Below are 20,962 nucleotides of genomic sequence, written 5' to 3' on the forward strand. Positions count from 1 at the left end.
TTCTTTTCAGGTTTTTCCAGAAGGAAGTTGGGGTATCTTAAATAAAAAAGGTGGTGGAGGTATGGGTGATAAAAGAATGGAAAAGAATAAGCCTGATAATAGTTCCATGGCAAAAGATATGAAAGAGGTCAAATACCAGGGCAGAGTAATGGAGCGTATGAAGACGAACGAAGAAGTGAGAGATAAAGGGCAGGATCCAGATCCCAAACAGCACGAAAAATAACTGTTTTTAAGAAAATTTCACAGCATTTTCACTTTGACATATATTTTCCAGCCTTTTCATGGTAAACATTGTCGAAAAGTTGTAAAAGACGTACCCAAAGGTGCGTCTTTCTTGTTATAATGGTTTTGTTGTTTTCAGTCGAAAAATTAGGTTATAATTCTTGAAGAACTAACTACTCGAACCTATAATGTAACTTAGGTTTGCAAACGTTTACGTTAATCGCAACGATAGACCAATCTACATGGGGGTAATCAACTTGTCAAACAATGGGTCTCAGGAAAGCTTCTGGGAAAACTTTCACGGCCCCAATATGGGGTACATTGAAGAACAGTATGAACTTTATACGCAAGACCCTGATGCTGTCGATCCTTCACTGAAGGAAATGTTCGATGAGCATGGGGCTCCTGTATGGATGGAAGCGGGGGTCGAGCGCTCTACGAGCAACGGCGCTGCTGCACCATCGGAACAGGACATCGCAAAGGTGACCTCAGCATACAAGCTTGTTGAGGCTATTCGTCGTCATGGACATTTAGAAGCAGATATTTATGCCGTAGGGGGGAAAGAACGGTATTCCGAGCTGCTTGATCCTGCTACTTATAATTTGACGGAAGAGGATTTGGAAGCTATCCCGGCAAATTGGGTATGGCCTGATTCTCCGGTCAAATTGAACAACGCTTTGCAAGTAGTCAAGACATTGAAAGAACGTTATGCCGGCACGATATCTTTCGAATATGATCATGTGCATAATGAGGAAGAGCGACAGTGGCTGCAGGATAAAGTAGATACCGGTTCCTTTGTTGTATCTTTAAGCGATGAAGAAAAGAAACAGCTGCTCAGCAGGCTGGTTGATGTCGAAGGATTTGAGAATTTCCTGGCCAAGACGTTTGTCGGGCAGAAACGTTTCTCGATTGAAGGCCTGGATATCATGGTGCCAATGCTTGAGCATATCATCCAGTCTTCTTACGCAGATGAAACAGAACATATTATGATGGGGATGGCTCACCGTGGGCGTTTGAATGTACTGGCCCATATTCTTGGTAAGCCATATGATAAGATCTTTTCCGAATTCCACCATTCTCCTGATAAGGAGCTGGTGCCATCTGAAGGTTCCATGGGAATCAACTATGGATGGACAGGCGATGTGAAATACCACTTTGGTGCCCGTCGTGAAATAAAGAATGGCGAACAGCATTCGACTCGTGTGACGCTCGCCCACAACCCATCCCATCTGGAGTTTGTCAATCCAGTGGTACAAGGCTTTACACGGGCTGCCCAGGATGATCGCTCCCAGGCTGGAGCACCTAAGCATTCCCAGGATAAAGCTTTTGGTATTGTCATTCACGGGGACGCAGCCTTTATTGGTGAGGGTGTCGTTGCAGAAACTTTGAACATGAGTGATCTGCCTGGCTACCGTGCAGGCGGTACGCTTCATGTCATTGCCAACAACCTGGTCGGGTTTACAACGAACCGTGAACATGGACGTTCTACTCGTTATGCCAGTGATTTGGCGAAAGGTTTTGAAATCCCGGTGGTCCATGTTAACGCGGATGATCCGGTTGCGTGTTTATCAGCGGCAGCACTCGCTTATGAATATCGCATGAAATTCCATAAAGACTTCCTGATCGACCTGGTTGGTTATCGTCGTTATGGTCATAACGAAATGGATGAACCACGCGCTACACAGCCCCAGCTCTATAAGGAAATTGACAACCATCCGACTGCAGCAAATATTTACCAGGAAAGACTGCAGCAGGAAGGAGTCATAAAAGAAGAAGAGTTCAAGGACATGACAGAAAAAGTCGAGAACAAGCTCCGGGAACTCTATCGGAATATGAAAGAAAATGAAACGGCCGAACCAGAGGCAGAGAAGCGTCCGGAAGCGGTAGAAAGTACATTGGATGAAATTGAAACCGCCATTGATATCAACCGCCTCAAGGCTTTGAATGAAGGAATGTTGAAGCGTCCGGAAGGTTTCAATGGCTTTAAGAAATTAGAAAAAATTCTCCAACGCAGGAAGAAAATGCTTGAAGATGGCGGAAAGGTAGATTGGGCGACAGCGGAAGCACTTGCATTCGCTTCTATTCTGGAAGATGGCCTGCCGATCCGACTTACCGGACAGGATAGTGAACGTGGTACGTTCGCTCATCGTCATATGGTCCTGCATGATGTCGAAACAGGTGAAACCTATAACCCGTTGCATGGACTGGAGCAGGCGAAAGCATCATTTGCGCTCCATAACAGCCCGCTATCAGAAGCAGGTGTGTTAGGGTTTGAATACGGCTACAGTGTGCAGGCTCCGGAATCACTCGTGCTTTGGGAAGCACAGTTTGGTGACTTTGCTAATGCGGGTCAGGTCATTTTTGATCAGTTTGTAGCAGCCGGCCGTGCCAAATGGGGAGAAAAGACAAGCATGGTCTTCTTGCTGCCTCATGGTTATGAAGGACAAGGACCTGAGCACTCCAGTGCCCGTCTGGAACGTTTCTTACAGCTCGCCGCGGAAAACAACTGGACGGTTGCCAATGTGACATCTGCTGCTCAATACTTCCACTTATTACGCAGACAAGCGGCAATCAGTGGTAAGGAAGAAGCACGTCCATTGGTGTTAATGACACCGAAGAGTCTATTGCGTAACCAGCGAGTAGCTGATCCTGGAGAAAATTTCGCTGAAGGTAAATTCGAAACTCTTAAACACCAGCCTGGTTTAAGTGAAAACAAGGATAAGGTCAAGACATTACTGATTGGCAGCGGTAAAATTATGGTAGAAATTGAAGACACTGCAGAAAAGGCAGAAGAGCACAATTTTGATACGATTGCCGGAGTAAGGGTAGAACAGATTTATCCTTTCCCTGAAGAACGCCTGAAAGAAATTATGAATGAATACCCGAACCTGGAAGAATTGGTATGGGTACAAGAAGAACCACAAAACATGGGAAGCTGGTACTTCGTCGAGGGTATCCTCCACAGGTTATTGGAAGAAGGCCAAATTCACCGCTATGTCGGACGTCCACATCGTGCATCTCCGTCAGTTGGTGAACCGAATATCCACAAGACAGAACAAAAACGCATTATAAACGAAGCACTAATGATGTCTAAAGGAGGAAATTCAAGTGAAAGAAATTAAGGTCCCTGAATTAGCTGAGTCCATTACAGAAGGAACGATTGCCGAGTGGCTTGTCAAAAAAGGTGATAAGGTATCAAAAGGCGATCCGATTCTGGAGCTCGAAACAGATAAAGTCAACGTAGAAGTAAACGCTGATGCCAGCGGAGTATTGACCGAAATCGTAAAAGATGCCGGAGACGACGTTGAAGTTGGCGATGTCATTGCTAAAGTAGATGAAAATGGTGAAGCTGGCGGATCTTCTGATGATTCCTCCGATAAAGAAGAACAAAAAGAAGAGCCTAAAGAAGAGAAGAAAGAAGAACCAAAAGAAGCGAAGGAAGAAAAGAAAGAAGAAAGTAAACAGGCAGAAGAAACATCCGATGGTGAAAATGGCAAAGGTGAAGTAATTGCAACCCCGGCTGCCAGAAAGCGTGCCCGTGAATTGGGAATCGACTTGAATGAAATCAGTGCCCGTGATCCATTAGGCCGCATTCGTCCTGAGGATGTAGACGCTGCATCAAGCAGTTCTAAAGAAAAAGAGACGAAGCAAAAGGCACCTAAGAAAGAGAAAAAAGCGGAACAGAACAATGAAAAAACTGAATTTGATAAGCCGGTCGAGCGCGTGAAAATGTCCCGTCGTCGTCAAACGATAGCGAAGCGTCTTGTTGAAGCGCAGCAAAACTCTGCGATGTTGACGACGTTCAACGAAGTAGACATGTCTGCTGTCATGCAGCTGCGTAAAGAACGTAAAGAAGACTTCCAGAAGAAACATGATATCAAGCTTGGATTCATGTCTTTCTTCACCAAAGCGGTCATCGGTGCTTTGAAAGAATTCCCATTACTGAATGCGGAAATCCAAGGCAACGAAATCGTTAAGAAGAAGTTCTATGACATCGGTATGGCAGTCTCTACAGATGAAGGTCTGGTTGTACCAGTCATTCGTGATGCAGACCGCTTAGGCTTTGCTGGAATTGAAAAAGACATCTCCCGTCTGGCTAAGAAAGCGATCAATAAAGAATTGCAGTTGGATGAATTACAGGGAGGTTCCTTTACGATTACAAACGGAGGAACTTTCGGTTCTATGCTTTCCACACCGATTTTGAATGCACCACAAGTTGGTATCCTTGGCTTGCACAACATTCAGAAGCGTGCCATGGTTATGCCGGATGACAGCATCGAAGTACGTCCGATGATGTACATTGCGCTTTCCTACGATCACCGTATTGTCGATGGAAAAGAAGCGGTACAATTCCTCGTACGTGTGAAGGAATTGATTGAAGACCCATACGATCTATTGTTGGAAGGTTAAACATTTTGTGAATCCTCGCCATAGCCTATGGCGAGGATTCGTTTTATCTGGTACATTGTTAGTATCAACAGGAAAGGTGGGATCATATGAAGACACCACGATCTTTCAACATGATTTTATACCCAAAGAAAACGATCTCCATCAACGGAGCGATTTATGATGTTGATCTCACCCATGATGAATTTTTGAATGAGTTCATGGACTGGGTCGAATCGAAGGGCTGGTCTTTTATGGGGTTGACGGAAGTGACATCAGCAGAAAAAGCGAGCGAAGAGCTCCTTTCCCAAATGAAAGCTGAGAAAAACGAAGAAAATGATGAAGATCAATAAAATGTCCGTGTGCATCTCATGGGTCTAACCATGGGATGTATTTTTATTTTATCTCTCTCTTTTTTTCGGAGATATTCTATAAAATTAATAGAATAGAAAACAAGCTGGTGGAATCATTATCAAATCAAGGTTTTTTAAGCCTATATTTGAAATATGAGTGGTATTTTTTGAAATTAATAGTCTGAATATTTAATCAAAATCGACAAACCTGCATAGTATAGAATAATACTATAGCAGGAGGGGATGAAGTTGGCTGAAGAGAAGAATTTTGTGATTGCAGAAGAAAATTGGTCCCTCCACCGAAAAGGACATGACGACCAGAAGCGACATCAGGAAAAAGTTCAGGAGGCCATGAAGAATCAACTCCCAGATTTGATCACGGAAGAAAACATCATCATGTCAAAGGGCAAACATGTTGTTAAAATACCAATTCGATCACTGGATGAATATAAAATCCGCTACAACCATGACAAAAATAAACATGTTGGTCAAGGGGATGGAGATAGCCAAGTAGGTGACGTGGTTGCAAGAGACGGATCGGGTGACAAGAAAGCAGGTAAAGGTGAAGGAGCAGGTGATCAGGCAGGCGAAGATTATTACGAGGCAGAAATTAGTCTTGCTGAACTGGAAGAGGCATTATTTAAAGAACTTGAGCTGCCGAACCTGGAGGAAAAAGAGAAAGACAATATTGTCACGACGGACATTGAATTCAGTGATGTCAGGAAAACAGGTCTGACGGGAAATATTGATAAACGTCGTACGATGCTTGAGGCTTTCAAACGAAACGCCATGAAAGGGACGTCATCGTTTGCACCGATTTATCCAGAAGATGTCCGCTATAAGACCTGGAATGACGTCGTGAAGCCTGAATCAAAAGCGGTCGTCATTGCGATGATGGATACCTCAGGTTCGATGGGATTGTGGGAAAAGTATATGGCAAGAAGCTTCTTCTTTTGGATGAATCGTTTCTTGAAATCTAAATATGAAACTGTGGATATTGAATTCATCGCACATCATACGGAAGCAAAGGTAGTTAGTGAAGATGACTTCTTTTCCAAAGGAGAAAGCGGGGGTACGATTTGTTCCTCAGCTTACCGTAAAGCTCTTGAGCTGATCGATCAAAAATATTCTCCAGAACGTTATAATATCTATCCTTTTCATTTTTCAGATGGAGACAATTTAACATCCGATAACAAACGATGTCTGCAGCTTATCGATGAGCTCCTGAAGGTATCCAGTCTGTTTGGATATGGAGAAGTAAATCAATACAACCGGCACTCCAGCCTGATGCAAGTGTATAAGAAAATCGAACATCCAAAGTTCAGTTATTATGTTTTGAGAAAGAAAGCAGATGTTCTTTACGCCATGCAGAAGTTCCTGAGCGAAAAAGAAGAAGAGATGACAGTGTAACCAGCTCTATCAAAGAGCTGGTTCTTTTTTGTATGTCTCTTTTAAAATTCACTATAAGCTCCCAATTGCTGAAGACTCAGTTTCAAGATAGTTGGGTCCGTTACCGAAAGGTAAGGGATGGGCTGGGAAACGACTCGCTTTCCTGCGGGGGACCTGGCAAGCTTCCTCGGGCTAAAGCCCTGCGGGATCTCGCCTAGCCCCTTCTCCCGCGGGAGTCTCCCCGTTTCCCTGCCCATCCAGCTATTTTTGTAATAAACGGACCCTTCAAAAGGGGAAAGGGCGTACAATAAAACCTTTATTCTCAGGCTATTATAAAGGATGTAAGGGGACCAAAATCTTCTTTCTATTATCATAGGGCACTTTTGTACAAGTGTGATTTCGAGAACTCCCTATGGCAAAGGGGCGTAGGGAAACGGTGAGACTCCTGTGGGATATGCGGGATCGCTGAGGCCCCGCAAGGCGAAGCCTGAGGAGACTCAGCACACGCCCACGGAAAGCGAAGCGTTTCCCGTAGCCCCTAATCCCCAATAAATATCTCGAAATCAAGTCTTCGACTTTTCGGTCCTTTAATTGAATAAGCCTATAATGTAAATGTTTTAAGTGGTATAGCGAGTGGAATAATTTTGCTTACTAGGAAAAAAGTTTATAATCATAGTAGACAAGCAATCAGTTAGGGTGTTCATAGCAATGATTCAAGAAGTACTGCAATCTAATCAAAATATATTCCTTATCGCATTATTGCTCGTAAGCAGTGTTCTGGTAACGAAGTTCTCCTCAAGGTTAGGTGTTCCTTCTCTTGTTTTATTCATCATGGTCGGAATGGTTGTAGGGTCGGATGGATTAAATATCATTTATTTCAATAATGCTGAACTGGCACAGCTCATCGGTGTTATGTCTTTAGTGATCATTTTGTTTGAGGGTGGGATGCAGACGAAGTGGGGCGCTATGAGAAAGGTTCTTGCTCCCTCAATTACATTAGCTACCCTTGGTGTTTTATTAACATCAAGCATGGTTGCATTGCTTGCAAAATTCATTCTTGACGTATCATGGCTGGAAGCGTTTCTTGTAGGTTCTATTGTTGGTTCTACGGACGCAGCTGCCGTCTTTGCTGTATTGAAAGGGAAAAATATCCGTAATAAACTCGGAGCAACACTGGAAGCGGAATCCGGTACAAATGATCCGATGGCCGTATTCCTGACGATCACGTTTATTCAGTTATTAACCGAGGACTCATCAAGTATCTTAGGTACAATTATGTTGTTCTTCTGGCAAATGGGGGCAGGAGCGGTCGTTGGCCTTCTACTTGGCTATATTTCGAGTTTTTCCTTAAATCGAATCAACTTGGATTCAAGTGGTCTTTATCCGCTCTTTGCTATTGCATTCGCACTATTATCCTATAGCATCAGTTCCCTCGTGCAGGCCAGTGGTCTGTTGGCTGTCTATATAACAGCAGTAGTAATCGGAAATTCTGAGCTTGCCTACCGATATTCTATTTTAAGATTTAACGAAGGGTTCGGTTGGATGGCCCAGATTTTGATGTTCGTCATTTTGGGTTTGTTTGTATTTCCATCTGAGGTGTTTACGGCAGATATTATGTGGAAAGGAATATTGATTTCTTTAATTCTCATGTTTCTTGCCAGACCCATTGCTGTTTATATTAGCCTGGTATTTTTCCGTTACACCAATAAGGAAAAAGTATTGTTATCATGGTCCGGTCTTCGTGGTGCTGTTCCAATTGTGCTTTCCATCTTTCCGATGCTCGCTGGTGTGGAAAACAGCCAGTTGATCTTCAACATCGTTTTCTTTATCGTACTTACTTCGGCGCTCATTCAAGGGTCGACAATTACTTGGCTGGCGGAAAAGCTTTCCCTTGTTTCTGATAAACTCAGCAATCCGATTCATTCTTTGGAACTGATTTCGATAGGAAAAGCGAATGTGGAGATCATCGAGTTTGATGTTTCTGAAAATAATAAGATTGTGGGAGAAAAACTGGAAGATATGGACCTTCCGGATAAAGCCTTGATTAATGCTATTATCAGAGACGGTGATATCATCACCCCCTATGGACAAACAGCGATACAGGCTGGTGATACTTTATATGTCACGGTATCCAGACGTGTGAAAAAGCAGGTGCAGGAGTTGCTGAAAGAAGTCAAGGGAGGTGCCGAAGAGGTAATAGAATAAGCACGGAATGAACACGAGAAAAGCCGAGCTGGTATCAGCTCGGCTTTTCTCGTAGCAGCTATGATATTTTTGGTGAATCGTTATGATATGAATATTACATGGTTAATTATAAGAAACTGGCCTTCATTTGTAAACCCTTTCGCAGAAATTTATGCCATTTTTCATATTTCCTGCGAAAGAATAAAGGAATAGGGAGGGATTTGAGGAATATTTGGGGAATATAAAAGAAAACCTCACAAAGACGAAAAATGTCGAAGGCCAGGGAGAGCGAATTGTATTTTCACAATAATTATTCTACAATGGTAACTGTTTTTCGCTACAACTATATATGTTCATGGCATACGAAGAAACATTGAAAAAAAGTACATCAGCTGTAAAGGTGTTTGTGCGTTAGATTTTAAAGGAGAGTGGGTAAGCAGATGGATAAGCAAATCGGTTTTGTCGGCTGCGGAAATATGGCGCAGGCGATGATCCAGGGCATGTTGAGAGCTGGCATTGTAACTAAAGACCAGGTGTCAGCTACAGCGATTACCGATGAAACGATCGAAGGAGCGGCCTGCAGGTTCAATATTGATACATCTAATAACAATAAACGATTGGCAAGTGAAAGCGATATTTTATTCCTTGCTGTCAAACCGTATATTTATAAAGAGGTAATTGAAGAAATCAAGGATTATGTGCGTGCTGATGCCATTATCATCACTATAGCAGCAGGGATCACCATTGGCGACATTGAAAATTCTTTCGACCATCAGGTCAAAGTAATTAGAACCATGCCTAATACGCCTTCCCTCGTAGGGGAAGGGATGAGTGTGCTTTGCCCGAATGAATTTGTAAGCGAAGAGGAACTTCAGGAAGTGAAAGCTATTTACGAAAGCTTCGGAAAAGCAGAAGTAATGGCTGAGAAGCTGATGGACGCTATCCCAGCTGTCAGCGGTTCTGCACCGGCCTATGTCTACATGTTCATTGAATCGATGGCCGATGGAGCGGTTCAGCAGGGAATCCCAAGAGGGCAAGCCTATAAGCTGGCGTCTCAAGCCGTCTTAGGAGCGGCTAAAATGGTATTAGAAACGGGCGAACATCCTGGGAAGCTGAAAGATGACGTCTGTACGCCAGGTGGATCCACGATTGAAGCTGTAACAGCTCTTGAGGAAGCAGGTTTCAGGAGTGCGGTACAGTCCGCAATGGATGCATGCACAAAAAGAGCTAAATTCCTTTCCGAGAGTAAAAAATAAAGGAAGCCGGACTTTCGGCTTCTTTTTTTGTGATTTCATAAAATTCCAGACTCACATCTAAACTTCCTGGATATTAGTCAGTTTTTTCTTTAAGCTAGGATATTGTAAAAAGGTTGCATACACCTATAAAAACGAATAATATAGTAAATGTTGTTTATATTATTCGGAAAGACGGGTGTTTTATATGGAGAAAGTTTTTCGTCTCAAAGAAAATAATACAAATCCACGAACAGAAGTAATGGCAGGAGTGACCACTTTTCTTACGATGGTCTATATTATTGTCGTCAACCCTGCTATCTTATCTTCAGCTGGTGTACCATTTGAACAGGTGTTTATGGCTACCGTCATTTCTGCGCTTGTCGGTACGTTAATCATGGCATTCGCAGCCAACTACCCGATTGCCATTGCTCCCGGAATGGGGCTGAATGCGTATTTTGCCAGTGTGGTTGCTTCTCAAGGGGTATCCTATCAAGTTGTATTTGGAACTGTTTTTATTGCTGGTCTATTATTTATATTATTAAGCTTGACGAAGTTACGAGAAACGTTAATTATGGCGATCCCTGACTCATTGAAATATGGGATTACTTCCGGGATTGGATTGTTCATTGCATTTCTTGGGTTGAAAATGTCAGGAATTGTCGTTCCGAGCGAAGCGACAATGGTCACCTTTGGAGATTTGCACCAGCCTGTCACTTTGCTGACCCTGGCTGGTTTATTCATTACGCTCGGACTGATGGCCCGGAAAGTAAAAGGTGCGCTGTTTCTAGGAATGGTAATTACGGGGATTCTTGGTTATATTACTGGGCAACTGCAGTTTGAAGGTTTTGTATCGGCTCCTCCGGCTCCGGTATTTTTTGATATCGATGTTGCTGGTGTGTTTTCCCAAGGATTATATACGGTTGTGTTCGCATTCTTATTAGTGACAATTTTTGATACAACTGGCACGATGATCGGAGTCGCTGAGCAGGCTGGTTTCATAAAAGCAGATGGGAGCCTGCCCAGGGCGAAGTCAGCTTTGATGGCTGATGCAATTGCCACAACAACCGGGTCTATGTTCGGCACAAGTCCTTCTACGGCATATATCGAATCTACTTCAGGGGTAGCTGCCGGAGGACGGACTGGACTTACGTCTATTGTTGTTGCCTCGTTGTTTTTCTTGTCGATATTTATATCCCCCATCGTAGCGGCCATTTCTGATTTGCCTGCCATTACCGCACCGGTATTAATTATTGTTGGCTGTTTTATGATGGAAGGTCTTGCACGGGTTGATTGGAAGACCTTTGACGAAGCTTTTCCTGCTTTTGCGATTCTTTTGACGATGCCGCTTACCTCAAGTATTGCAACTGGGATTTCTATCGGTTTCATCACTTATCCTTTATTGAAGCTTGTTAGTGGAAAAGGGAAAGAGGTACACTGGATATTATATTTTTTCGGTATCATTTTTGTTTTACAGATGATCTTCTTTCCAGCCCATTAATAAAGTAATGCCACTCGCCTAAGCGGGTGGCATTTTTTTATACTTTAAGAATGTTTAACTTTGTTAAAGGATTAAAGTAAGAAAATCTAAGGCTTTCAATACTTGGGGATAAGTCAAGTTTTTCTAATGGTCTTTCTTCCAGAAATGACTAAATAGCGGCGGAACGTCCATACTAAGAATTACTATGTATAGATGAAGGTGGTGAGTGGGATGGGTTATCGGAGACGTAAGTCGAAACAGGATAAATTAATTGAAGAGCAGCCTGGTAATGAAGCGGACGTTAAGGAGCCAGAGCAGCCTAGCTATTCCCAGCTATCTAGAAATATCGAATATCTCACTAAAGCCTTAAAACATTCCAATGATTTGAAGATTCGTATATTAAATGAAGGCCAGGCAGCACTTCTTTTCTTTGAGACACTATCGGATCAGGAAAAGTTACAAGAAAATATATTTACGCCAATAGAAAACGGAAAGTTTGATTCTATATCTAAACTCCCAAATGGGAAACAGACAGACGATTTAGAAGAAGCACTCAAAGTGCTTTTGCGGGGGCATGCGCTTTATATAGAAGAGGGAAGTAAATCACTGGCATACTTTTCAGTCACCACGACCTACAATCGGAGCGTAGAGGAACCGGAGAACGAAAAAGTGGTTAGAGGCTCCCATGAAGGTTTTGTAGAAAATATCATGATCAACATTAATCTGGTTCGGAAACGATTGGAACATCGGGATTTAACAATCAAATACTTCCGAGTTGGTAAAAAAACAAATACAAATATAGCCATTGCTTATATGGATGGAATTACAAACCCTGAGTTAGTTAAGGAAGTTGAGAAAAGGATTAAAAGTGTCACTGCGGATACTATTCTCAGTCCTGGTTTTATGGAAGAGTTCATCGAAGACAATCCGATGTCGCCGTTTCCTCAAACATTAAGTACGGAGCGGCCGGACCGGGTAATTGCGAATATCATGTCTGGAAAAGTAGCTTTAATGGCAGAAGGCAGTCCCACTGTGCTCATTCTCCCATCCACCTTTTTTATGTTTTACCAGTCACCGGATGACTATAATGCCCGGTGGGTTTCTGGTACTTTCATCCGTCTTATCCGCTTAATGAGTTTCCTAATTGCTATTGGTCTTCCGGCTATGTATATCGCTATTATCGGTTTTCATTTTGAAGTGATACCGGATGATCTGGTGCCGCCTGTCAAGAGTGCGATTGATCAGATTGCTTATCCACCATTTGTGGAAGCATTCATCATGGTCATCATCATCGAATTGATTCGTGAAGCCGGGATCAGACTGCCACAGCCTGTAGGACAGACCATCGGTATCGTGGGAGGTTTGGTCATTGGTGATGCAGTCATAAGGGCGGGGCTTATTTCTAATTTGATGGTGATTGTCGTCGCGTTGACAGCGATCGCCTCTTTTGTCGTCCCTTCTCATGAATTAAGTACGACACTCCGGTTGTTGACATTCCCGTTGATTATTCTTGCAAGCACTCTAGGGTTTATCGGGATCGTTTTTGGCATATTGTTTATCCTCATCCATTTGGTCAAGTTAGAGTCTTTCGGCAATCCTTATTTCGCTCCTGTATCACCGTTAAGGATTCAAGATTTAAAAGATACGTTTGTCCGGATACCTTTATTTAAATTAGATACCAGACCGAAAGATGCGAATCCAATCAAAGAGCAGTCGATGGGAGAATCAAGGGAGTGGAAGAGAAATGGCAAATCAAAAAAATCAAAACAAACCAAAAAGTCAAAATGATGCAGCCTTTCTTAACACGAAAATCACCCGCCTTCAATTTTTCTTTCTAATTATTCAGACTCAAATTGGCGTCGGGGTCATATCTCTCCCTTACAACCTCCAGCAAGTCGCGAAACAGGATGGTTGGATATCGCTTATCGGTGCAAGTCTGATTGTTCAGCTGATCCTGTTACTTTATTGGCTGCTTCTTAAGAATACTCCCAAACAGCATTTATTTATGAATTTAGAAAAGGTTTTTGGGAAATGGCCCGGGAAGGCTGCTACGTTGTTTTATTGCTTATATTTTATTGCAGTTGGAGCTTTAATCCTCATACTTTATACGCGGGTCATCAATTTATGGATGCTGATCAATACGCCAAAATGGATACTGATGACATTAATGGTTTCTGCCGGATTGTATTTGATTTCCGGAAAAATAAAAGTATTGGCAAGGGCCTATACACTTTTTTCCGGGCTGATGCTCATCCTGGTTGTCTCATTGATTTACGGCATCAGAGATGCCAATTTTATTTTCATCTTACCGATTGGTAAAGCAGGGATAGAGCCTATTTTAAAAGGTATTAATGAAGGGGTACTTTCCTTGTTAGGTTTTGTGTTCGTCTTAATCATCTACCCGCTTGTAGAAGGTACCGATAAAGAGAAATTAAAAACGATATTTTATACCCAGTGGTTTATTCTGGGATTTTACCTGCTAGTGGTTTTCTCAACGTTTACTTTCTTTGGAGCCAAAGAAATCTTACTCGTCCCAGAGCCGGTATTATACATGTTGAAGGCATATGAATTCAGCGTTGTTGAACGGCTGGACCTATTTTTCATCTCCGTTTGGATCGTGTCAGTAACCACATCTTTCACGACTTATCTATATATGGCCGGGAAAGGACTGAAGCACATGCTTGATAGTAACAAGGAAATGCCTTTCATGGTGATGATGGCTGGCGTTGCTTTGACTTTAGGATTGACCTTCGGGAGGGGAGAGCAGCTGATCGGCCAATATGGAGATATCGTGATGAAGTTCGGCTATCTGTTCTCTGGCTTACTGCCTGTTCTTTTATTAGTAGTATTCTTGGCTCGTAAAAAGGAGCTTACAGGAAGGGATTCCACATGAAAAAGAAAAGTTTATTACTGCTCATCTGTTGTTTGGTGTTACTAACAGGCTGCTGGGATCAACGACTATTCAAAGACGCTAAGTTAATCATGGGGGCAACTTTTGATCTTACGGATGATGGACAAGTAAAAGATACCGTATCCGTACTGATTCCAGAGACAGGTACAGAAAGGGCAACGGAAGGAAACGCGCATATTGAGACCGGTATCGGTGATAACTTGTTCGATGCCAGGAATGAAATCGATAAACAATTAGCTTATAAATTTGACCCCTCTAAATTGGAAGTATTGCTCATTGGGGAAGAACTTGCAAAGCAGGATATTTACTCTGTATTAGATGGGTATTATCGGGCGCCACGAAATAATTTAAGCGCAGAGATAGCAGTTGTAGAAGGAGAAGCTGCTGAAGCATTTGCCGTTACCACTGACCAGGAACCACGGATATCTGAACATATTGTCGGATTACTTGATGCTGTTTCTGATACTACCCATTCTCACGGGGACAATGTACAGCTGATCTGTGCTGAGCTTTTCGAACCGGGGATCGATATTGCTCTACCGCTACTCACGGTAGATAAAGATGCAAACAAAGTGAATTATAAAGGATTAGCGTTATTCCATGATAAACATTATCATGGAACCTCCCTTAATGCTGAGCAAGCCACGTTATTGCTGCTGATGGATAATAAAAAGGGCAAGGTCGCCAGGATCACTCGGAAAGTAAGTGAAAAAGGGGAGCCGAGGATGGCTAGATATTTAAGTGCCGAAGTTACCAATCATAACCGTAATTTAAAGATCACACCTTCCGGAGGAACGATTTCTGTAGATATCAACTTGGATTTATATGTGAATGTGGTGGAGTACCCGCTGGATAAATTGACAGATCCCAATAAAATAACAGAATTAGAAAAGAAACTATCGGAAACTTTAACAAAAGAAGCGGAAGAGGTCATCTCACTTTTGCAAGAGGCGCACAGTGATGTTCTTGGGATTGGCAGGCGAACAGAAGCTTTCCATTATGATACTTGGAAACAGATGGATTGGGAGAAGGACTTTAAAACCATCACAATAACTCCAAAAGTCAATGTCGTTATTCAGGAACATGGAACCATTGGTTAAAAAATATGTCAAAATTTGAAACTTTCCCAGCGGTGAAAACGTCTACAGAAATAGAGTAATATTTATTCAGGGGGAAGAGACATGAAAGAAACAAAAGTCGGTATCTATTTTGGTTTGCTGGTTTTCGTCTTTTTGCTGGCAGCCTGTCAGACTACCAAAGCGGATAAAAATGATTATTACAACTACGATCACGAGCAGGCAGAACAAGCTGTCAGTCAGTTGGGGTTTGACTTGGAATTGCCGGAGTTCATTCCAATTGAGATGGTAATGATGGTCTCGGATGTGTATGAAGTCAAAGGGGATGAAGCACTGGATATCAGTTTTTACACTGAAGAAAATGATTTATTGACCATGCAGTTTATGGAGGGGGAAGGAGAAATGGAATTGTTTTCACCGGAACAGGTGGAAATTACAGATTCTCTTACTGGTCTGTATGTTGATAATTCCTACTCTAAAACTGTGACATGGCAGAAAGACGGGGTCACTTACAAAATGACCTATCGTCCGAGTAACTTTTCTGACAACGACAGTGAAGTGGAAAAATCAGATTTACTTCATGTAGCGCGCTCGTTCCATTTTTAATGAACCGCCAGACCCTAACCAACAGGTCTGGCGGTTTCATTCTTCCCACATACATGAAAATGGAAAAAGTAGAAGAAACTAAGGCAGATATTTTCGAAAAGGAGAGAATAACAGTGGGAAAAACGCTTGCTTGCTTGTTGGTGTTCATTTGCTTGCTGTTTTCCGCAACTGAAAATCAGGTTGATGCCAAAACGATGACTTATCACGTCAAACCGGGAGATACCATGTGGAAGATCTCCCTCCGCTATAATCTTTCCTTTCGTGACTTCAAAGCGAGCAACACACATATTGAAAAACCGGAGGTTATCTTTCCTGGCGACCAACTGCTGATTCCCTCTAAAGACCTTACAGACACTGTGGTCAGGTTAACGAATGAGGCCAGGAGTCAAAAGGGAATCAAGCCGGTACGTATAGATGGAGCGTTACAAGGTGTTGCGGCTGTCAAAGCGGAGGACATGGCGGATAATGGCTATTTTAGTCATCAATCCCCCACATACGGTTCTCCTTTTGAGATGCTTCGTGCTTTCAACATTGATTACGAGCGGGCATCTGAAAATATCGCGTCTGTATCGTTTTCGCCAGAAGAAGTCGTTTCCCAATGGCTGGAACATCCAGGCCATCAGCAAAATATATTGAACCCGAGAATGACGCATATCGGTGTAGGGTATGCAGAAGGAAAGAATGGAAGCGGGTACTGGGTACAAATTTTCATTCAAAAATGATAGAAACGGACATAATGAGGGTGACGTCATCTAATAATTTTGTTAAGGTGAATAAAGTCCTGCGGGAAATAGTAAAAAAGATTGAGCGTTCACAATACTTTCAAAAATTGTAAACACTGCTACGACAACGTTTACAGTTATATGACGAAAAATTACACTTGCATGACGTCTGACAACCTGATAAAATCCAATATGAAATGAACTTATGAAAGCATTTTCATTCCGAGGCGGACAACTTTTGAGGGAGGAACAAAAAAATGGGAATTTTATTAGGTCTTTTGGCCATTGTCGTTGTATTGGGTATCGCATTCCTGATGTCCAATGACAAAAAGAACATCAACCTTCGTGGGGTTGGAATCATGCTTGCTTTACAGCTATTCACGACGTGGTTCATGTTTAACACAGATATCGGACAAGCAATCATCGGTGCAATTTCAGCCGGTTTCAATAAATTGATTGAGTTCGGTACAGAAGGTGTCAACTTTGTACTTGGGGGAATCGCTGTCGAAGAAGGCGGCGGAGGCGTATTCTTTTTCAACGTCTTACTATTGATCATTTTCTTTGCGACTATTCTTTCTGTATTGACTTATTTGAAAATATTGCCTTTCATCATCAAATATCTAGGACAGGCTCTGTCTTATATTACAGGCCTTCCAAAAATCGAGTCCTTCAACGCGGTCAACAGTATCTTCTTCGGTCAGTCTGAAGCTTTGATTGCGATTAAATCTCAATTCCATCAATTGAGCGACAATCGTCTTTATATCGTCAGTGCATCTGCCATGGGCTCAGTATCTGCTTCCATCGTAGGGGCGTATCTGGGAATGCTGCCGGCACAATATGTGCTTGTAGCGTTGCCATTGAATATGTTTAGTGCTTTGATCGTAGCTTCTATCATTGCACCTGTCAAAGTAGACAAGAAAGAAGACATAGTAGAAATCCAGGATGTTTCCAATGCGAAGAGCTTTTTCGAAGCGATGGGTAACGGTGCCCTTGATGGTGGTCGTATCGCATTGATCGTTGCAACCATGCTAATTGCCTTCATTGCATCACTAGAGCTTGTGAACTGGGCTTTTGCCGGAATTTTTAATGGATTTACTTTACAGGAAGCTTTAGGTTATGTCATTGCTCCACTTGGTTTATTGATGGGTATTCCATGGTCTGAGGCTATCGATGCTGGTGCTATTATGGGTACAAAAATTGTAACAAACGAATTCGTAGCTATGCTCGAGTTCCAAAACATGCTGGATCAAGTGTCTGAGAAGACGGTTGGTGTCGTCACTGTCTTCCTGACTAGTTTCGCGAACTTCTCTTCCATCGGTATCATCGCTGGTACGGTGCAAGGTATCGATTCAGAAAAAGGCGGAAGAGTTTCCGGCTTTGGTATGAAACTATTGATTGGTGCTACACTAGGATCTGTTCTATCTGCTACAATCGCAGGTCTATTCCTATAAGAAACTGACAGAAAGTGCTATCCTTGATAACAAGGGTAGTGCTTTTTTGCTTTTTAACAGAAGTGTTTCGTGTATCGGCTTTTCGGAAATAATTCACTATGAATACTAAAGAAGGAGCGATGTTATGGTACAGACATATCACCTTTATATTAATGGAGAATGGGTGAAGACAGACGATCAGCTGGAAGTACTTAATAAATACACACACGAAGTTTATGCCAGGGTGTCAAAGGCGGGAGAAAAAGAAGTAGAGCAGGCGACCACCGCTGCTGACAGAGCCTTCAAAGAAAATCCGCTTCCTCCCTACGAGCGATATAAAATTCTAAGCAGAGTCAGTGAGCTGCTCCGGGAAAATAAAGAAGAGCTGGCCAAAAATATTACAATGGAAGCCGGAAAACCATTAAAACAGACACGGACGGAAGTTGACCGGGCTGCCCAGACGATTGAATTGTCAGCAGAAGAAGCGAAGCGCATCCATGGGGAAGGCGTTCCGGTGGAAGCGGCTCCTGGTTCAGAAAACCGAATGGCTTACACGATGAAGGTTCCCGTCGGAGTTGTCGGGGCAATCAGTCCATTCAACTTCCCAATGAACCTGGTAGCGCATAAAATTGCGCCTGCTATTGCAGCAGGGAACACCGTAGTATTGAAGCCTGCGAGCAACACACCGACTACTGCGTTGAAGCTTGCTGAATTATTTGAGCAGGCAGGACTTCCGAAGGGATTTTTAAATGTTGTTGTCGGTCCCGGTTCAACGGTTGGGCAGCAGATGATGGAAGATGAACGAATCAATTTATACACCTTCACCGGAAGTGCTAATGTTGGCTTAAAATTAAAACAGAATACCGGTTTGAACAAGCTGATACTTGAACTAGGAAATAACTCCCCAGTCATCGTTGACAAAGAGGCAGATTTAGATAAAGCTGCGAGCAACATTGCTCAGAAGAGTTTCGCATTTGCGGGGCAAGTCTGCATTTCCGTTCAGCGTCTATATGTCCATGAAGACATCCAGGAAGCATTCCAGGACAAATTATTCCAGGCGATCGACCAATTGAATGTCGGCGATCCAAATGATCCAAAGACGGATGTAGGACCGATGATCAGTGAAGAAGAAGCAGAACGCGCCGAACAATGGATTCAAGAAGCTGAAGAAAGCGGCGCAAAGGTTGTCTATGGCGGCAAGCGTGAAGGAGCACTATTGCATCCAACGGTGGTTGCTAATGTGAAAAATGATATGAAGGTTGTCTGTGAAGAAATTTTTGCACCAGTTGTTAGCATGATTCCTTTTTCAGATATCAAGGAATGCATTGATGAAGTGAACAAATCCCAGTACGGGCTTCAGGGGGGAATTTTCACGAAGAATCTGGAAACAGCCTTCTATGCGGCTAAACATGTCCAGGTTGGAGGTCTCATGATCAACGATTCTTCCCAGTATCGTGTCGACTTGATGCCATATGGCGGTGTGAAAAGCAGCGGCTGGGGAAAAGAAGGACCTAAATATGCGATTGAGGATATGACCGAAGAGCGGTTGATTGTGTTTAACCTTGATCAATAATAGAGGAAACCAGCTGACACTTCAGTGCCGGCTGGTTTTTTACATATGATATAGCCTGATATTTTTTCGTTGCAGTAAAAACATCCGTCCATATAAAGTGATGGCTCCTGCTGTCAAACCGATAATCAAGCTCATCCAATAACCATAAGGTCCGAGAGTCGTATAGTTGGCAAGCAGCCAGCCACTTGGAAGCCCGATTACCCAGTAGGAGACAAATGCCATGACAAGCGTGATATTGACATCTTTGTAGCCACGCAAAATCCCCTGGATTGGTGCTCCGACAGCATCCGACAACTGGAACCAGATCGCGAAGAAAATGAAGTTCTTCGTCAATTCAATCACGGCAGGATTGGAACTATACAGACGAGCAACCGAATCATCAAAGACATATAATATACCCCCGGCCAGCACAGACATTGCTACCGCAATCAAGATTCCTAAATAAGAATAAGTCTGAGCGTCCCGATGACGGTTTGCTCCTGTTTCAAATCCGACCGCAATCGTAAGGGTGAAGGCAATGCTAAGCGGAATCATGTACAACAAAGATGCGAAATTGATGGCCGCCTGGTGCGCGGCAATGGTATACGTATCATAAGCAGTCATGAAAAAAGTGACCGCTGCGAAAATGCTGGTCTCAAAGAAAATCGCAAATCCAATGGGAATGCCGATTTTCAGCTGCTCTCCCCAGGACTTCAACGAGGGGCGGATCCAGTGGGAAAAGATTCGATAATGGCGGAATGGCTGAACCTTTTGAAGGATGATGACAGCTATGATGAAAGAGACCCAGTAGGTCAAAGCAGTAGCCAGGCCGGCACCGATACCGCCGAGTGCCGGAAATCCGAACTTCCCAAAAATGAATACATAGTTGAATAAAATATTGGTCGGAAGGGTAAGAAGAATGATGATCATCGATATCCTTGTATATCCTAAAGCATCTATGAAACTGCGATAGATATTGAACACGAATAACGGAATGATTCCCACCCCGAGTGTGATTAAGTAATATTTAGCAATATAATTAACTTCATCTGTGATATCCATCAGACTAAGTACGGGATCGATCAAAAAGAATCCAGCAATACCGATAAAGATGGCAAGTACGGCTGCCAGGTACGCCCCCTGTTTGACGGCGACAGGAATGTCGCTGTCTTGTTTCGCTCCCTTTAGCTGTGCCACAATAGGAGAGATGGCCAGCATGATACCGTTCAGTCCGGTGAAAATAGGCAGCCATACATTGGAACCGATGGCAACACCAGCTAAATCCTCGGCACCGGCTTGGCCGGCCATGATGGTATCAAAAAAATTCATCGCATACATGCCGATCTGGGTGATAAGAATCGGGATAAGGATGATGAGGAAAAGTTTGATTTTCTGTTTCAAGGTTGAAGTTTCATACAT

The 20,962-nt window shown here is 42.9% G+C and carries 16 protein-coding genes; 15 read left to right on the top strand and 1 reads right to left on the bottom strand.

The annotated features are described in order from the left end of the window. The first annotated feature begins 61 nt into the window (after positions 1–61). The 15 genes from B9Y67_RS20690 (at position 62) to B9Y67_RS11105 (ending at position 19,564) form a co-directional block, all read left to right on the top strand. Complete coding sequence (locus tag B9Y67_RS20690; protein WP_176223970.1) at positions 62–223, top strand: hypothetical protein; 162 nt, start codon at positions 62–64, stop codon at positions 221–223. Positions 224–464: 241 nt separating this feature from the next. Further along, on the top strand, positions 465–3,344 hold the full coding sequence (locus B9Y67_RS11035) for a 2-oxoglutarate dehydrogenase E1 component (RefSeq protein WP_085506783.1): 2,880 nt from the start codon (positions 465–467) through the stop codon (positions 3,342–3,344). After that, complete coding sequence (gene odhB, locus B9Y67_RS11040; RefSeq protein ID WP_085506784.1) at positions 3,331–4,632, top strand: 2-oxoglutarate dehydrogenase complex dihydrolipoyllysine-residue succinyltransferase; 1,302 nt, start codon at positions 3,331–3,333, stop codon at positions 4,630–4,632. The genes B9Y67_RS11035 and odhB overlap by 14 nt, the downstream gene beginning before the upstream one ends. Before the next feature lie 110 nt (positions 4,633–4,742). Then, a complete protein-coding gene (locus B9Y67_RS11045) occupies positions 4,743–4,961 on the top strand; it encodes a hypothetical protein (RefSeq protein ID WP_062447664.1) in 219 nt (72 codons plus the stop codon). Positions 4,962–5,210: 249 nt separating this feature from the next. Then, a complete protein-coding gene (yhbH, locus tag B9Y67_RS11050; RefSeq protein ID WP_229717952.1) occupies positions 5,211–6,371 on the top strand; it encodes a sporulation protein YhbH in 1,161 nt (386 codons plus the stop codon). 687 nt (positions 6,372–7,058) lie between these two features. Continuing rightward, on the top strand, positions 7,059–8,555 hold the full coding sequence (locus B9Y67_RS11060) for a potassium/proton antiporter (protein WP_085506786.1): 1,497 nt from the start codon (positions 7,059–7,061) through the stop codon (positions 8,553–8,555). 419 nt (positions 8,556–8,974) lie between these two features. Next, positions 8,975–9,790: a pyrroline-5-carboxylate reductase gene (proC, locus tag B9Y67_RS11065; protein WP_085506787.1), complete on the top strand. Its 816-nt coding sequence runs from the start codon at positions 8,975–8,977 to the stop codon at positions 9,788–9,790. A 184-nt stretch (positions 9,791–9,974) separates the two neighbouring features. Further along, positions 9,975–11,267: an NCS2 family permease gene (locus B9Y67_RS11070; RefSeq protein ID WP_085506788.1), complete on the top strand. Its 1,293-nt coding sequence runs from the start codon at positions 9,975–9,977 to the stop codon at positions 11,265–11,267. Between the two features lie 210 nt (positions 11,268–11,477). Next, positions 11,478–13,034 carry a spore germination protein gene (locus B9Y67_RS11075; protein ID WP_085506789.1) on the top strand — a complete coding sequence of 519 codons (1,557 nt, stop codon included), beginning with the start codon at positions 11,478–11,480 and terminating at the stop codon, positions 13,032–13,034. Next, positions 12,991–14,139 carry a GerAB/ArcD/ProY family transporter gene (locus tag B9Y67_RS11080; protein WP_176223971.1) on the top strand — a complete coding sequence of 383 codons (1,149 nt, stop codon included), beginning with the start codon at positions 12,991–12,993 and terminating at the stop codon, positions 14,137–14,139. Before B9Y67_RS11075 ends, B9Y67_RS11080 begins: the two co-directional genes overlap by 44 nt. Next, on the top strand, positions 14,136–15,257 hold the full coding sequence (locus tag B9Y67_RS11085; protein ID WP_085506791.1) for a Ger(x)C family spore germination protein: 1,122 nt from the start codon (positions 14,136–14,138) through the stop codon (positions 15,255–15,257). The genes B9Y67_RS11080 and B9Y67_RS11085 overlap by 4 nt, the downstream gene beginning before the upstream one ends. A gap of 81 nt (positions 15,258–15,338) precedes the next feature. Further along, entirely contained in the window at positions 15,339–15,839 is a 501-nt protein-coding gene (locus B9Y67_RS11090) for a hypothetical protein (RefSeq protein WP_085506792.1), read from the top strand. A 59-nt stretch (positions 15,840–15,898) separates the two neighbouring features. Then, positions 15,899–16,561, top strand: coding sequence for a CAP domain-containing protein (locus B9Y67_RS11095; protein WP_176223972.1), 663 nt, complete (start codon positions 15,899–15,901; stop codon positions 16,559–16,561). A 257-nt stretch (positions 16,562–16,818) separates the two neighbouring features. Further along, positions 16,819–18,012: a NupC/NupG family nucleoside CNT transporter gene (locus tag B9Y67_RS11100; protein WP_085506794.1), complete on the top strand. Its 1,194-nt coding sequence runs from the start codon at positions 16,819–16,821 to the stop codon at positions 18,010–18,012. A 124-nt stretch (positions 18,013–18,136) separates the two neighbouring features. Beyond that, positions 18,137–19,564: an aldehyde dehydrogenase family protein gene (locus B9Y67_RS11105; protein ID WP_085506795.1), complete on the top strand. Its 1,428-nt coding sequence runs from the start codon at positions 18,137–18,139 to the stop codon at positions 19,562–19,564. 39 nt (positions 19,565–19,603) lie between these two features. Here B9Y67_RS11105 and B9Y67_RS11110 read toward each other — a convergent pair whose 3' ends face one another. Next, positions 19,604–20,962 (bottom strand): MATE family efflux transporter, encoded by a 1,359-nt coding sequence (locus B9Y67_RS11110; RefSeq protein WP_085506796.1) that lies wholly within the window; start codon positions 20,960–20,962, stop codon positions 19,604–19,606.

The sequence above is a fragment of the Thalassobacillus devorans genome (assembly GCF_900176565.1).
Taxonomy (GTDB): Bacteria; Bacillota; Bacilli; order Bacillales; family Halobacillaceae; genus Thalassobacillus; species Thalassobacillus devorans_A.